Genomic DNA, 13897 nt, shown 5'->3' with positions numbered 1-13897 from the left:
GAGGAATGGCGCAGGTTTACAGATTTGGATTAAGCACCACTTTGATCGACCCGATGCCGCGTTTCATCAGCTCGAAGCCTTCGGCAAACTGCTCCAGCGGCAGGGTGTGGGTCACCACGCCTTCGGTCGGCAAATCGCCGTTGCCAATGCCCTCAATCACCAGCGGATAGCAGTACGGGCCAAGGTGTGAGCCGAGCACATCCAGCTCTTTGCGGTCGCTGATGATGCTCCAGTCGACGGTTACCGGATCCTTGAACACCGAGAACTCCACAAAGGTGCCGAGCTTGCGGATCAGCGTCAGCCCCTGCTCCACCGACTTCTGCGCACCGGTGGCTTCAATGTAGATATCGCAGCCGTAGCCGTCGGTCAGCTGCTTGATGACCGCCGGTACGTCGTCGCGGGTAGGGTTGAGCGTCAGATCCGCGCCGAAGGTCTTCGCCAGCGCCAGCCGCTCATCCGACAGATCGAGCACGATCAGCTTCGACGGCCCGGATTTTTTGATCGCGCCGATCATCCCCAGCCCCAGCGTGCCGGCCCCGGCCAGCACCACCACGTCCCCCAGTTTGATATTGGCGCGCTGCACCGCATGGAACGAGCAGGCGTAAGGTTCGATCAGAATGGCTTTTTCAATCGGCAGATCCGCCGGCACGTGGTAGTTAATCGCCTCTTTGGTGAACTTCATGTACTCGGCCATGCCGCCGTTGACGTTCTTCTGGAAGCCGTACAGATCGTGTTTTTCACACATCCAGTACTGGCCGCGGTTGCAGAAACGGCACTGCCAGCAGGGCACGATCTGTTCCGAGATCACCCGGTCGCCAATATCAAATCCTTCCACGCCCTCGCCGTAGCCAACCACATGGCCGATAAATTCATGGCCCGGGATCATCGGCGCCTTGATATAGGCCGGCTGCGTCTCATCGCCCCAGAAGCTCGGCGCCCCTTCAAACGCCTTGATATCGCCGGCGCAGATGCCGCAGGCCTCGATCTTCACCAGGATCTCTTTCGGGCCGATCTTCGGCACCGCTACCTCTTCCAGACGGTAATCCTTGGGCGCGTAGGCAACGATCGCCTTCATGGTTTCTGGGATGCCGTCCGCCATTTTTGCCGCTGTTACACAGGTCTGACACATAGTTTTGTCCTCTGGCTGGGTCATTAACATGAACATTAATACAAAATAAGAACAAATGAACACTAAACTCAGCCGGCGAATTTGCCCACCATGATCTTTTCAAACTGTGATTACGCTCAAAAACTCGCCTATAGAAGCTATTTAAGTGCTAACAACCGTTAAATATGTGATTGGCATCACTTTAAACGTGAGCTTAATGACTAAAACAGATAAAACAAAAGAACATCTATTGAACATTTGTAATTGTACCGATATCTTAAACAGCAGACGCACCAGCGAGGATCGTCAGTCTTTCCGCTATCAACCAGGAGATCGTTATGTTGCCTATTGCCATCGGCGCCGATGATGCCGCCATTGAACTGAAGAATGTGATCGTTGCCTATCTGCAGCAACGCGATATCGCCGTAACCGATTACACCCGGGATCGCGGCGACGATAACGGGATCTACCCCGATATCGCCTTTCAGGTGGCGCAGGCCATCAGGAATGAGCGGCACCAACGTGGTATTCTGTTATGCGGCACCGGCATTGGCATGAGCATCGTCGCCAATAAAGTGCCGGGGATACGCGCTGCCCAGTGCCACGATACCTATTCGGCACAGCGGGCGCGCAAGAGCAATGACGCCCAGATCATCACGCTGGGCGCGCGGGTGATCGGTGCCGAGCTGGCGAAAACCATCGTCGACGCCTGGCTGGCTTCCGAGTTTGAAGGCGGCGGTTCGGCGCCCAAAGTGGCGAAAATCAGCCACTATGAACAGGCGCTCCAACCACGCTGAAACCGCTTTCCGGCCAGAGGCAGGCGCGCGCCAACGCGCGTCCTGCCTGCGTTTACTCGGGATTCATTGTTCTTATCCATCGCAACAATCAGAAAAAGCGCATTTTATTTGGCACACCTATGATGCAGTGTGTTCACCCTATTAAATAGACGTTTAACCTGATGGCGCAAAAGCGCGGTTCTGCGCTGTTGCCCCCTTAGAGATGAAGGGTAAATCAAGGAGCTATACATGAACCAATTAGACGCACTCAAGCAGTTGACCGTAGTGGTTGCCGACAGCGGCGACATTGAGTCTATCCGCCAGTTCGAACCGGAAGATGCAACCACCAACCCTTCACTGATCCTGAAAGCCGCCGCGCTGCCGCAGTACAAAGCGCTGATTACCGAGGCGCTGTCCTATGCGCGCCAACAGGGCGGCAATAAAGAAACCCAGCTGATCAACGCCTGTGACAAACTGGCGGTCAATATCGGCGTCGAGATTCTGAAAAGCGTGCCGGGCCGCATCTCCACCGAAGTGGACGCCCGCCTCTCCTTCGACCGTGGCATGTGCGTAGCCAAAGCGCGCAAACTGATCGCCATGTATCAGGAACAAGGGATCGACAAGTCACGCATCCTGATCAAACTGGCTTCCACCTGGGAAGGCATCAAGGCGGCGGAAGAGCTGGAAAAAGAAGGCATCAATACCAACCTGACGCTGCTGTTCTCCTTCGCCCAGGCCCGCGCCTGCGCCGAAGCGGGCGTGTACCTGATCTCACCGTTCGTCGGCCGTATCTACGACTGGTATCAGGCGAAACAGCCGAGCGCCGACTACGACGTCGAACAGGATCCGGGCGTGAAATCCGTGCGTGACATCTATGAATACTATAAACAGCACCGCTATCAGACCGTGATCATGGGCGCCAGCTTCCGTAAAGTTGAGCAGATCCTGGCGCTGGCCGGCTGCGACCGCCTGACGATCGCGCCAAACCTGCTGGAACAGCTGAAGCAAAGCGAACAGCCGGTTGAGCGCAAACTGACGCCGTCTACCGAAGGTTTCCATCAGCCGGCGCCGCTGGCCGAAGCAGAATTCCGCTGGTTGCATAATCAGGACGCGATGGCGGTAGAAAAACTGGCCGAGGGCATCCGCCTGTTCGCCGTTGACCAGCAGAAGCTGGAAGACATGCTGGCCGCTGAACTGTAATTACCCGGAGCTTTACTATGTCTTCACGCAAAGAATTAGCCAACGCCATCCGCGCACTCAGCATGGACGCCGTACAAAAAGCAAAATCCGGTCACCCGGGCGCCCCTATGGGCATGGCCGATATCGCCGAAGTCCTGTGGCGCGACTACCTCAGCCACAACCCGACCAACCCGCACTGGGCCGACCGTGACCGCTTCGTCCTCTCCAACGGCCATGGCTCCATGTTGATTTACAGCCTCCTGCACCTCACCGGCTACGACCTGCCGATGCGCGAGCTGGAAAACTTCCGTCAGCTGCATTCCAAAACACCGGGACACCCTGAATACGGCTACACCCCGGGCGTCGAGACCACCACCGGCCCGCTCGGGCAGGGCATCGCCAACGCCGTCGGTTTCGCCATCGCCGAACGCACCCTGGCCGCGCAGTTCAACCGCCCGGGCCATGATATCGTCGACCACAACACCTACGCCTTTATGGGCGACGGCTGCATGATGGAAGGCATCTCACACGAAGTCTGCTCCCTGGCCGGCACCCTTAAGCTCGGCAAGCTGACCGCCTTCTACGATGACAACGGCATCTCCATCGACGGCCACGTCGACGGCTGGTTCACCGACGACACCGCCAAGCGTTTCGAAGCCTACGGCTGGCACGTGGTACGCGGCGTGGACGGCCACGACGCCGACGCCATCAAGGCGGCGATTGAGGAAGCCCGCAAGGTTACCGACAAGCCGTCCCTGCTGATGTGCAAGACCGTTATCGGCTTCGGCTCGCCGAACAAGGCCGGCACCCACGATTCCCACGGCGCGCCGCTGGGCGATGCCGAAGTGGCCGCCACCCGCGAGCAGCTGGGCTGGCACTACCCGCCGTTTGAAATCCCGCAGGACATCTATGCCCAGTGGGACGCCAAGGAAGCCGGTCAGGCGCGTGAAGCGGCCTGGAACGACAAGTTCGCCGCCTACGCCGCCGCCTTCCCGGAGCTGGCCGCCGAGTTCACCCGCCGCATGAGCGGCGAGCTGCCGGCCGACTGGCAGGCGCAGGCCAGGGCCTACGTCGAGCAGCTGCAGGCCAACCCGGCCAACATCGCCAGCCGCAAGGCGTCGCAGAACGCGCTGGAAGCCTACGGCAAACTGCTGCCGGAATTCCTCGGCGGCTCCGCCGACCTGGCGCCGAGCAACCTGACCATGTGGTCCGGCTCCAAGGCGCTGAACGAAGACCCGGCGGGCAACTACATCCACTACGGCGTGCGCGAGTTCGGCATGAGCGCCATCACCAACGGCATCGCGCTGCACGGCGGCTTCCTGCCGTACTCGGCGACCTTCCTGATGTTTGTGGAATACGCGCGTAACGCGGTGCGCATGGCGGCGCTGATGAAGCAGCGCAACGTGTTCGTCTACACCCACGACTCCATCGGTCTGGGTGAAGACGGCCCGACCCACCAGCCGGTGGAGCAGCTGGCCAGCCTGCGGGTCACGCCGAACATGAGCACCTGGCGTCCGTGCGACCAGGTGGAGTCGGCGATTGCCTGGCAATACGCCATCGAGCGCAACGACGGCCCGACGGCGCTGATTTTCTCGCGTCAGAACCTGGCACAGCAGCCGCGTACGGCGGAGCAGCTGGCGAACGTGTATCGCGGCGCCTACGTGCTGCAGGACTGCGACGGCACGCCGGACGTTATCCTGATTGCCACCGGCTCGGAAGTGGAGCTGGCGGTCGAGGCGGCGGGTCAGCTGACGGCGGCGGGCCGCAAGGCGCGCGTGGTGTCGATGCCGTCGACCGACGCGTTCGACAAGCAGGATGCGGCCTACCGCGAGTCGGTGCTGCCGGCGGCGGTCACGGCGCGGGTGGCGATTGAAGCGGGCATTGCAGACTACTGGCTGAAGTACACCGGGCTGAACGGTGCGGTGGTGGGCATGACCACCTTCGGTGAGTCGGCGCCGGCGGACCAGCTGTTCAAGGAGTTCGGCTTCACCGTGGAAAACGTGGTGGCGCAGGCGCAGGCACTGCTGAAGTAAGCGGCTGAAAGCAGCCATCATAAAGGCGCCCTTGCGGCGCCTTTTTCGTTACCGGCAAACCAGCCTTACATCAGATTATGCAACTGCAGATACTGCAGCAGCATAATGGTCTTGCCGTCCTTGATGCGGCCGTCGGCGATCATGGCGATGGCTTCGCTAAACGGCAACTCGACCACCTCAATATCCTCATCCTCAATGCCGCCCCCGGCCGCGCGGCGCTGTTCATCCTGATACTCGGCAATAAAAAAGTGGATAAGCTCGGTGACGCCACCCGGCGACATGTAGGCCTCAAACACCTTTTGCACCTTATCCACCTGAAAACCGGTTTCTTCTTCCGCTTCGCGGCGGGCGCACAGCTCCGGCGCATCACCATCCAGCAGCCCGGCACAGGCCTCCAACAGCATACCGCTTTCATTACCGTTGACGTAGGTCGGCATACGAAACTGATTGGTCAGCACCACGCTGCCCTTGGCGCGGTTATACAGCAAGATGGTGGCGCCGTTACCACGGTCATACACCTCCCGCACCTGCTGCACGCTTCCGCCGTTTTTACGTTTCAGATCAAAGGAATATTTATTGAGCACATACCAATTGTCAGATAGCAGCTCTTTTTTCACATTGTCGATTTTTGCGGACATACACCCTTCTTTCACCACTGTCGGAGTCAGCCCACTACGGTAGCAAAAAACGCGCAATAAAAAACCCCGCACAAGGCGGGGTCTGGGCAGGATGAACGGTTAAAAACCGTTTGGCACCTCGCGCATATCCGGCAGTTTATGGGCGATGCCTTTATGGCAGTCGATACAGGTTTTCCCTTCGCTAATCGCCTTGTCATGCATTTTAGCCGCCACGGTTTTTTGCGCGGTGAAATCCATATACTCGAAGTTATGGCAGTTACGGCACTCCTGCGAATTATTCGCTTTCATACGCGCCCATTCGTTACTCGCCATCGTCAGACGGTGGCTTTCAAACTTCTGCGGCGTGTCGATCAGACCGAAAATCTTGGCATACAGTTCCTTGCTGGCCTTCAGCTTACGCAGCATTTTCGGCCCCCACTCATGCGGTACATGGCAATCCGGGCAGGTGGCGCGCACCCCGCTGCGGTTGTTGTAGTGCACGGTCTCCATATACTCTTCGTACACGTTTTCACGCATTTCATGGCAGCTGATACAGAACTGCTCGGTGTTCGCCACCTCCATCCCGGTGTTGAAACCGCCCCAGAACAGGATCCCGGCGACAAACCCCAGCAGCAGCAAGGTGCCCAGCGCCAGCCGGCTTGGCCTGCGCCACCATTGCCACAAACGGCGGATCGGCCCCGGTTTTTTATCAGTATTATGTTCAGCCATAGCTCCTCCGATTATTTGCCAAAGCCTGGCAACGGCTCAAAATTATTGCCGACAATCGGCGCCGCGTCGGTTTGCGGTACGTGGCATTGCAGACAGAAATAACGACGCGGCGCGACGTCGCCACGCACCCTGCCGTCGCTGTCGATAAAGTGCGTCGGGCTGATACGCGGCGCACCGGTGGTGCGGTAGTGCTCAACGCCATGGCACTGCAGACAGCGGTTGGTGTTTTTACTCACCTGATAGCCATCAATGCTGTGCGGAATCATCGGCGGCTGATTGACGTAGTTAAGCGCCATGCGCTCTTGCTGCTTGGGCATTTTGATCTGCCCTTCGGCAGTGCCGGATACCTCCGGCGACTGACTGAGGTCGACATCGGTGGCGGCAAAGGCGAAACCTGCCACGGCCAGAGACATCAGCGCCGCCCACAGGGCCCCGCGCTTTTTCAGTACGGTGCTTTTCATTTTTTGGCTCCCGAAGAATGAAATTTGCTTGTTATTGTGAATACGTTTTCCGCACAGACATCGATGCAGCGCCCGCAAGCAATGCAGGCATCGCTGGCCACCTGCGGCGGGGCGTCTGGTGACAACAGCGGTTCGCGCAGTATCTGCGCCTCAGGACAGACGTGGAAACAGTCCATACAGCGGGTGCATTGCTCCCGCCGCTGCGCGCTGATCTGCATCACGCCCTGGCTGCCAATCACGCCGTACATGGCGCCGACCGGACACAGGTGGCCGCACCAGCCGTGCTCCACCACCAGCAGGTCGAACAGAAACAGCGCCAGCAGCAGCCAGACGCCGGCGCCAAACGCCGCTGCCAACCCACGCAGCCAACCGGCGGCATCGCCGGCAGCGCCGTGGATCAGGCCGCGTCCGGTGAGCGCCACCGGGTTGACCCACTCCCACAGCAGGCTGCCGCTGAACGCGCTGCCCGCCAGCACCATCAGCAAGATGCCGTAACGCAGCCGGCGTGACAGCGTGGCGGACTGGCGCAGCCCCAGTCGTCGCCGCAGCCAGGCTGCCAGATCGGTCAGCGGATTCAGCGGACAGACCCAGCCGCAGAACACCCGGTTGCCGATCAGCCCGTACGTCAACACCACCGCCGCGCCGACCCAGGCCAGCCAGGCCGGCCACTGCCCGGCCAGCAGGCTTTCCAGCAGCATCAGCGGATCGGTGAGCGGCACGGTGTCAAGCAGCAGGCTGGCGCTGTAGTTGCCGCGCAGGATCCACACGCCCCACAGCGGGCCGGACAGAAACATCAGCAAAATCAACAGCTGGCTGCAGCGCCGCAGGATCAAAAAGCGGTGACTGCGCCACCAGCCGTGACGCAGACGCGCATCACGGCCGGCCTGAGCAACCGGATTTGCCATTATTTCCCCTCCCCGACGCCGTGCGCCGGCAACTGTCCGCCTTCCGGCACCAGCGCCTGACCGGCGCGCTGTTTCTCCTGCCAGCCCCAGCGGTAATGACCGCCCAGCTGGCCGCGCGCCAGCGACAGCGGCAGCACTTTTATCGCCGCTTCCTCCAGTACGCAGGCCTGTTCGCACTTGCCGCAGCCGGTACAGGCATCACTGTGTACCGTGGGTAAAAACAGCGCGTGCTTGCCGGTACGCGGGTTGCGCTGCAGCTCCAGCGTGATGGCGGCGTCAATCTGCGGGCAGACGCGGTAGCAGACATCGCAGCGCAGCCCCTGCCAGTTGAGGCAGTTTTCATGATCCAGCAGCACCGCCAGCCCCATCCGCGCCTGGTCAATATCGTTCAGTTGTGGGTCGAGTGCGCCGCTCGGGCAGGCCGCTACGCAGGGAATGTCCTCGCACATCTCACAGGGCACATCGCGTGCGACAAAATACGGCGTGCCCGCCGCCAGCGGCGACAGCAAGGTCGCCAGCTTCAGCGTCTGATACGGGCAGGCCTGCACGCACTGGCCGCAGCGGATGCAGGCGTTGACAAAATCCCCTTCCGCCAGCGCCCCCGGCGGGCGCAACGCCAGACCGTCGCGCGCCTGCGACTGACGCTGCTGCAATCCCAGCAGCGCCGCGATCCCTGCCAGCCCGGCGGCACTGCGCGCCGCATCCCGCAGGAAGCGGCGACGCGCCGGGGCCTTGTCTCGTTGCCGGCTCATAGGCAGCCCTTACACCTTCTCCAGCTTGACCGCGCACTTCTTGAAGTCGGTTTCTTTGGATAACGGATCGGTGGCGTCCAGCGTCAGGTTGTTCACCAACTGCGCCGCATCGAAGAACGGCATATACACCAGCCCTTGCGGCGGGCGGTTGCGCCCGCGGGTTTCCACCATGCTCACCACTTCACCACGGCGCGACAGCACTTTAACCTTGTCGCCGCGCCGCAGATTGCGACGCTTGGCATCCAGCGGGTGAATAAACAGCACCGCCTCCGGGAAGGCGCGGTGCAGCTCCGGCACGCGGCGGGTCATTGAACCGGTATGCCAGTGCTCCAGCACGCGGCCGGTCGACAGCCACAGATCGTATTCTTCATCCGGGCTTTCCGCCGCCGGCTCGTACGGCAGCGCGAAGATCACCGCCTTACCGTCCGGTTTGCCGTAGAAACGCACCGACTCGCCCGCTTTCACGTAAGGGTCCGTGCCTTCACGGTAACGCCACAGGGTTTCCTTACCGTCAACCACCGGCCAGCGCAGACCGCGCGCCTGGTGATACATATCGAACGCCGCCAGATCGTGGCCGTGGCCGCGGCCGAAGCTGGCGTACTCTTCAAACAGCCCTTTCTGAATATAAAAACCGCAGGCGCGCGCCTCGTCGTTCAGTTGATCGTCCGGGATCTCATCCAGTTTGAACCGATCGACGCTGCCGTTGGCGTACAGCACGTCGAACAGCGTTTTCCCGCGCAGCTGCGGGCTTTGCGCCAGCAGCGTCTCCGGCCAGACTTCCTCCACCTTGAAACGTCTGGAGAACTCCACCAGCTGCCACAGGTCGGACTTGGCCTCGCCCGGCGCGCGTACCTGCTGGCGCCAGAACTGCGTGCGCCGCTCGGCGTTGCCGTAGGCGCCCTCTTTCTCGACCCACATCGCGGTCGGCAAGATCAGGTCTGCCGCCAGCGCGCTGACCGTCGGATATGGATCGGACACCACCACAAAGTTGCGCGCATCGCGCCAGCCCGGCATCCGCTCTTCATTGATGCTCGGCCCGGCCTGCATGTTGTTGTTGCACATCACCCAATAGGCATTGAGCGTGCCGTCTTTCAGCGCCCGGTCCTGCGCCACCGCGTGCAGCCCCACTTTGGCCGGAATGGTGCCGGCCGGCAGCCGCCATTTTTCCTCGGCAATCTTGCGGTGCGCGTCGTTGGTCACCACCATATCGGCCGGCAGACGGTGGGCAAAAGTGCCGACCTCGCGGGCGGTGCCGCAGGCGGAAGGCTGGCCGGTCAGGGAGAATGGCCCGCAGCCGGGCTTGGAGATCTTGCCGGTCAGCAGGTGCAGGTTGTAACACAGGTTATTGGCCCATACGCCGCGCGTATGCTGGTTAAAGCCCATCGTCCAGTAGGAGACCACCTTAACGTTCGGGTCGGCATACAGCTTCGCCAGCGCTTCCAGCTGATCCTGCGGCACGCCGCTCAGCTCGGCGGTTTTCTCCAGCGTATAGTCGGCAACGAATGCCTTAAACGCCTCAAAACTCATCGGCTCCGACGCGTCACTGCCCGGGTTTTTGGCGGCCTTTTCCAGCGGATGCGTCGGACGCAGGCCGTAGCCGATATCGGTCGCCCCCTGGCGGATATTGACGTGACGCGCCAGGAAGTCGCGGTCGACGGCGTCATGTTGAATAATGTAGTTGGCGATGTAGTTCATGATCGCCAGATCGGTCTGCGGCGTGAACACCATGGCGTTATCCGCCAGTTCGAAGCTGCGGTGTTCGAAGGTGGAGAGCACCGAGACGTTGACCTGCTCGCTGCTCAGGCGGCGGTTGGTAATGCGCGACCACAGAATCGGGTGCATCTCCGCCATATTGGAGCCCCACAGCACGAAGGCGTCGGCCTGTTCGATATCGTCGTAGCAGCCCATCGGCTCATCCATGCCGAAGGTGCGCATAAAGCCCACCACGGCGGAAGCCATGCAGTGACGCGCGTTCGGATCGAGGTTGTTGGTGCGCAGCCCCGCCTTGAACAGTTTGGCGGCGGCGTAGCCTTCCCAGATGGTCCACTGACCGGAGCCGAACATCCCCACCGCATCCGGCCCTTTTTCCCGCAGCGCATCTTTGAACTTCTCCGCCATAACATCAAAGGCGCGGTCCCAACTGACCGGCGTAAACTCGCCCTGTTTATCGTACTGCCCGTTCTTCATACGCAGCAGCGGTTGCGTCAGACGATCTTTGCCGTACATGATTTTGGGCAGGAAGTAGCCTTTGATGCAGTTCAGACCGCGGTTGACCGGCGCATCCGGGTCGCCCTGCGAGGCGACGATGCGGCCGTTCTGCGTGCCGACCAGCACCCCGCAGCCCGTACCGCAGAAGCGGCAGGGCGCCTTGTCCCATTTAATCTCTTCCGTACCGCCAACCACCGCCTGCGCCACCGTCGGAATGGTCAACCCGGCCGCCGCGGCGGCTGCCGCTGCGGCATTGGCTTTCATGAAGTCTCGACGACTGAGTTTCATGGCATTACCTCACCTTGCTCATCCTGCTGGTGATAAACCAGCGACACCGCCAGCACGCCTTCCAGATTGCGCGCCGACTCAATTTTTTCCAGCAGCGCATGCGAGTGCGCCGCCTGCATCACCACCGCCAGCTTGCCCTGTGCGCAATCCTGCGCCGGTATTGCGGTGTCCGGGATCGCCAGCAGCGCGGGAACCAACTGCTGAAAAGCCTCCGGGCGGGCCTGCACCAGCAGACCGCTGACGTGCCATTCGTTATTCATTGTTTTCACTCCGGGTTAGCGCGATGGCGTCGGTCGGACAAGGCGCAACACAGGCGCCGCAGCCGCTGCAGGCCGCCGCCGTCAGCACGGGCTGCGCAATACCGCCCAGGCGTGGCCGAAAGCGGATAGCCCCGGTATCGCAGCCGTCCTGACAGCTGCGGCACTCCACGCCCTGCAGCGCCAGGCAGCGCGTCGAGACACTCGGCTGCAGCCGCCATGGCCTGTCCGCCTCCGCGTCAAATACGCCCGCGTCACAGGCGCTGACGCAGCGGCGACAAAAGCTGCACTCCGCACGGGAAAAATCGATTTCCGGGTAACCGCCGCCACCGGCGATCAGCACGCCGGTTTCACAGGCGTCGATACAGGCGCGGCAGCGGCTGCAGCCGGAGATAAACAGGGCTTCCTCACGCGCCCAGGGCGGACGCTGTACGTTGGAAGGTCGACGCCATTGTCCGCTGAGCAGTTTGCGCCGCGACAATTCGGCCATGCTGTTTATCCTTATAATCACTGTGTTTTTTTGCAGGGTAAAAATAGGGCTAATCATAGGGGGTTATAATCACCCGAAAGGGGTAAACAGCGGGGTTCGTTGCGCCAGGTCAAATAAGTGCGGAATATTGTTTATCAACCGCCTGGCGGGCTGTTAGCGTATGCGCGTTTGTTAATACCGAAGGGGTGGCGCTGATGTCTGCAGTCCCTGATAAAAGCGAAAACGCATCTGGCCATGGGGAACAATCCGGCAATCCGGGGCTTTTTATCGACTAGGCCAATACATAGGCTTTAATATAAATAAAATATATCTACTTCAATAACCCCCACTGCGCTTAGCCGAAAAGGATCCGTGTTTGCTTGTTAAACGCTCCGTCACCCGCAGCCTGGCCAAGGCCCTGATCGCCATCGTCGCCCTGTCGGTGCTGTCCACCGGCCTAGCGCTGACCACCGTCGCCGACAGCCTGCGCGACGCCGAAGCGGTGAATATCGCCGGTTCGCTGCGTATGCAGAGCTACCGTCTGGCGTATGACCTGACGCAAAATAACGCGGCGCTGCCGCAGCACCTGCGCCACTACCGCCAATCGCTGCAGGCGCCGGCGCTGCAAAAGCTCAGCCGTTTCTATGTGCCGGCCGACGTGCGCGACAAATACCGGGCGCTGCAGCAGGCCTGGCAGCCGCTGGAACAGCATATCCGCTCCGGCCGCGCGCAGGCGTATCAGGCCAGCGTGGTCAGTTACGTCAACCAGATCGACCATTTTGTGCTGGCGCTGCAGCGCTATTCGGAGATCAAACTGGCAATCGTCGCCGCCTTCAGCGTGCTCGGCTACGTCGTGATTATCGCGCTGGTGCTGTTCTGTATCCGCCTGATGCGCAAGCAGGTGGTGGCGCCGCTCAGGCAGTTGGTGGACGCCAGCCAACAGATCCAGCGCCGCGACTTCAACCACACGCCGCTGGACGTTACGCTGCCGAACGAACTGGGCGTGCTGTCGCAGGCCTTCACCGCCATGTCCGGCGAACTTTCGCGCCTGTATCACTCGCTGGAGCACAAGGTGCAGGAGAAAACCGAGCGCCTGCAACAGGCCAATAAAACGCTGGAGGTCATGTATAGCTGTTCGCAGGCGCTGAGCAGCGGGCAAATCGATCGCCACGCCTTTGAAAAGGTGCTGCATATCGTGCGCCAGAGCGAACAGCTGCAGTGCCTGCAGCTTGGCGTGCAGGACGGACAGCATCGCTGGCAGCTGTGCAGCGGCAGCCCGCAGGAAGGCGCCGAGTGGCAGCGGCTGACCATCATGCAGGAACAGCATTCGCTGGGCCAGCTCTGCTGGCAGGCCCGGCAGCAGGCGGCCAACCCGCACCTGATGCAAAGCGTGGCGAACATGCTGGGCCGCGGCCTCTACTTCAACCGTACGCAAAAGCAGCATATGCAGTTTTTGCTGATGGAGGAGCGCGCCACCATCGCCCGCGAGCTGCACGACTCGCTGGCGCAGGCGCTGGCATTTTTGCGCATTCAGATGACGCTGCTGAAACGCACGCTGGCCGACAGCCCGCCGCAGACGCAGACGATTATCGACGACTTCGATCGGGCGCTGGCCGACGCCAACCGTCAGCTGCGCGAACTGCTGGCCACGTTCCGTCTGAGCATTCAGGACGCCGACCTGAACACCGCGCTGCAGCAGCTGCTGGCGCCATTAAAAGTTCTAACCCAGGCGCGGATTCAGTTACACTGTGAGCTGCCTTCGCAGGCGTTAAATGCGCAGCAGCAGGTGCACGCGCTGCAGATCGTGCGCGAAGCGGTGCTCAACGCGATCAAACACGCCAACGCGCAGGATATCGTCATTCGCTGCGGCAAAACCGCAGGCGGCGATAACCAAATCACCATTACCGACAACGGCTGCGGCATTGCCAGCCTGAATGAGCCGGAAGGCCATTACGGGCTGAATATAATGAATGAACGCGCCGCCCGCCTTGGCGGAACATTACGCATTGCCCGTGGTCAACAGAGCGGTACGGAAGTCAGCTTGTCTTTTCCGGCATAATTAACCGCCTGACGGTAAAACGGCGCACCAGGCGCCAAAAACTTCTATTTTTATAA

13 protein-coding genes are annotated in these 13897 nt (G+C 60.8%); 4 read left to right on the top strand and 9 right to left on the bottom strand.

The features are described 5' to 3' along the window. Nucleotides 1–16 precede the first annotated feature (16 nt). Complete coding sequence (locus HF675_RS06830) at nucleotides 17–1129, bottom strand: alcohol dehydrogenase catalytic domain-containing protein (protein WP_105232076.1); 1113 nt, start codon at nucleotides 1127–1129, stop codon at nucleotides 17–19. 317 nt (nucleotides 1130–1446) lie between these two features. Between HF675_RS06830 and rpiB the strand changes: the two genes are divergently transcribed. The 3 genes from rpiB (at nucleotide 1447) to tkt (ending at nucleotide 5096) form a co-directional block, all read left to right on the top strand. Beyond that, on the top strand, nucleotides 1447–1905 hold the full coding sequence (gene rpiB / locus HF675_RS06825; RefSeq protein WP_105232077.1) for a ribose 5-phosphate isomerase B: 459 nt from the start codon (nucleotides 1447–1449) through the stop codon (nucleotides 1903–1905). A gap of 228 nt (nucleotides 1906–2133) precedes the next feature. Next, a complete protein-coding gene (tal, locus tag HF675_RS06820; protein WP_105232078.1) occupies nucleotides 2134–3084 on the top strand; it encodes a transaldolase in 951 nt (316 codons plus the stop codon). 17 nt (nucleotides 3085–3101) lie between these two features. After that, a complete protein-coding gene (tkt, locus tag HF675_RS06815) occupies nucleotides 3102–5096 on the top strand; it encodes a transketolase (protein ID WP_187044307.1) in 1995 nt (664 codons plus the stop codon). Between the two features lie 65 nt (nucleotides 5097–5161). Here tkt and nudK read toward each other — a convergent pair whose 3' ends face one another. From nudK to napF, 8 genes are all read right to left on the bottom strand, one after another. Then, the gene (gene nudK, locus HF675_RS06810) at nucleotides 5162–5734 is read right to left on the bottom strand and encodes a GDP-mannose pyrophosphatase NudK (RefSeq protein WP_105232080.1); all 573 of its coding nucleotides are present in this window, start codon (nucleotides 5732–5734) and stop codon (nucleotides 5162–5164) included. Between the two features lie 99 nt (nucleotides 5735–5833). Then, nucleotides 5834–6442: a cytochrome c-type protein NapC gene (gene napC / locus HF675_RS06805; RefSeq protein WP_187044306.1), complete on the bottom strand. Its 609-nt coding sequence runs from the start codon at nucleotides 6440–6442 to the stop codon at nucleotides 5834–5836. Nucleotides 6443–6453: 11 nt separating this feature from the next. Then, nucleotides 6454–6903, bottom strand: a complete 450-nt coding sequence (gene napB / locus HF675_RS06800) for a nitrate reductase cytochrome c-type subunit (RefSeq protein WP_105232082.1) — start codon at nucleotides 6901–6903, stop codon at nucleotides 6454–6456. Further along, nucleotides 6900–7808 carry a quinol dehydrogenase ferredoxin subunit NapH gene (gene napH / locus HF675_RS06795; RefSeq protein WP_105232083.1) on the bottom strand — a complete coding sequence of 303 codons (909 nt, stop codon included), beginning with the start codon at nucleotides 7806–7808 and terminating at the stop codon, nucleotides 6900–6902. The genes napB and napH overlap by 4 nt, the downstream gene beginning before the upstream one ends. Further along, the gene (gene napG / locus HF675_RS06790) at nucleotides 7808–8560 is read right to left on the bottom strand and encodes a ferredoxin-type protein NapG (protein ID WP_187044305.1); all 753 of its coding nucleotides are present in this window, start codon (nucleotides 8558–8560) and stop codon (nucleotides 7808–7810) included. Before napG ends, napH begins: the two co-directional genes overlap by 1 nt. Before the next feature lie 9 nt (nucleotides 8561–8569). Beyond that, nucleotides 8570–11056, bottom strand: a complete 2487-nt coding sequence (napA, locus tag HF675_RS06785; RefSeq protein WP_187044304.1) for a nitrate reductase catalytic subunit NapA — start codon at nucleotides 11054–11056, stop codon at nucleotides 8570–8572. Then, entirely contained in the window at nucleotides 11053–11316 is a 264-nt protein-coding gene (gene napD, locus HF675_RS06780) for a chaperone NapD (protein WP_187044303.1), read from the bottom strand. The genes napA and napD overlap by 4 nt, the downstream gene beginning before the upstream one ends. Further along, nucleotides 11309–11803 carry a ferredoxin-type protein NapF gene (gene napF / locus HF675_RS06775; protein ID WP_111736661.1) on the bottom strand — a complete coding sequence of 165 codons (495 nt, stop codon included), beginning with the start codon at nucleotides 11801–11803 and terminating at the stop codon, nucleotides 11309–11311. Before napF ends, napD begins: the two co-directional genes overlap by 8 nt. 355 nt (nucleotides 11804–12158) lie before the next feature. Here napF and narQ point away from each other — a divergent pair, with 355 nt between their 5' ends. Further along, nucleotides 12159–13841 (top strand): nitrate/nitrite two-component system sensor histidine kinase NarQ, encoded by a 1683-nt coding sequence (gene narQ / locus HF675_RS06770; protein WP_187044302.1) that lies wholly within the window; start codon nucleotides 12159–12161, stop codon nucleotides 13839–13841. The last annotated feature ends 56 nt before the right edge of the window (nucleotides 13842–13897 follow it).

This window comes from Serratia sp. JUb9 (genome assembly GCF_014298095.1).
Classification (GTDB): domain Bacteria; phylum Pseudomonadota; class Gammaproteobacteria; order Enterobacterales; family Enterobacteriaceae; genus Serratia_B; species Serratia_B rhizosphaerae.
The sequence above is the reverse complement of the archived record's forward strand: the minus strand, read 5'-3'. Positions and strand labels throughout refer to the sequence as shown.

Excerpts from the sequence above, each read along its gene's own strand:
- napG (WP_187044305.1), bottom strand. The coding sequence starts at position 8,560 with ATGAGCCGGCAACGAGACAAGGCCCCGGCGCGTCGCCGCTTCCTGCGG.
- napB (WP_105232082.1), bottom strand. The coding sequence starts at position 6,903 with ATGAAAAGCACCGTACTGAAAAAGCGCGGGGCCCTGTGGGCGGCGCTG.
- napA (WP_187044304.1), bottom strand. The coding sequence starts at position 11,056 with ATGAAACTCAGTCGTCGAGACTTCATGAAAGCCAATGCCGCAGCGGCA.
- napF (WP_111736661.1), bottom strand. The coding sequence starts at position 11,803 with ATGGCCGAATTGTCGCGGCGCAAACTGCTCAGCGGACAATGGCGTCGA.
- tal (WP_105232078.1), top strand. The coding sequence starts at position 2,134 with ATGAACCAATTAGACGCACTCAAGCAGTTGACCGTAGTGGTTGCCGAC.
- napC (WP_187044306.1), bottom strand. The coding sequence starts at position 6,442 with ATGGCTGAACATAATACTGATAAAAAACCGGGGCCGATCCGCCGTTTG.
- napD (WP_187044303.1), bottom strand. The coding sequence starts at position 11,316 with ATGAATAACGAATGGCACGTCAGCGGTCTGCTGGTGCAGGCCCGCCCG.
- napH (WP_105232083.1), bottom strand. The coding sequence starts at position 7,808 with ATGGCAAATCCGGTTGCTCAGGCCGGCCGTGATGCGCGTCTGCGTCAC.
- tkt (WP_187044307.1), top strand. The coding sequence starts at position 3,102 with ATGTCTTCACGCAAAGAATTAGCCAACGCCATCCGCGCACTCAGCATG.
- rpiB (WP_105232077.1), top strand. The coding sequence starts at position 1,447 with ATGTTGCCTATTGCCATCGGCGCCGATGATGCCGCCATTGAACTGAAG.
- HF675_RS06830 (WP_105232076.1), bottom strand. The coding sequence starts at position 1,129 with ATGTGTCAGACCTGTGTAACAGCGGCAAAAATGGCGGACGGCATCCCA.
- nudK (WP_105232080.1), bottom strand. The coding sequence starts at position 5,734 with ATGTCCGCAAAAATCGACAATGTGAAAAAAGAGCTGCTATCTGACAAT.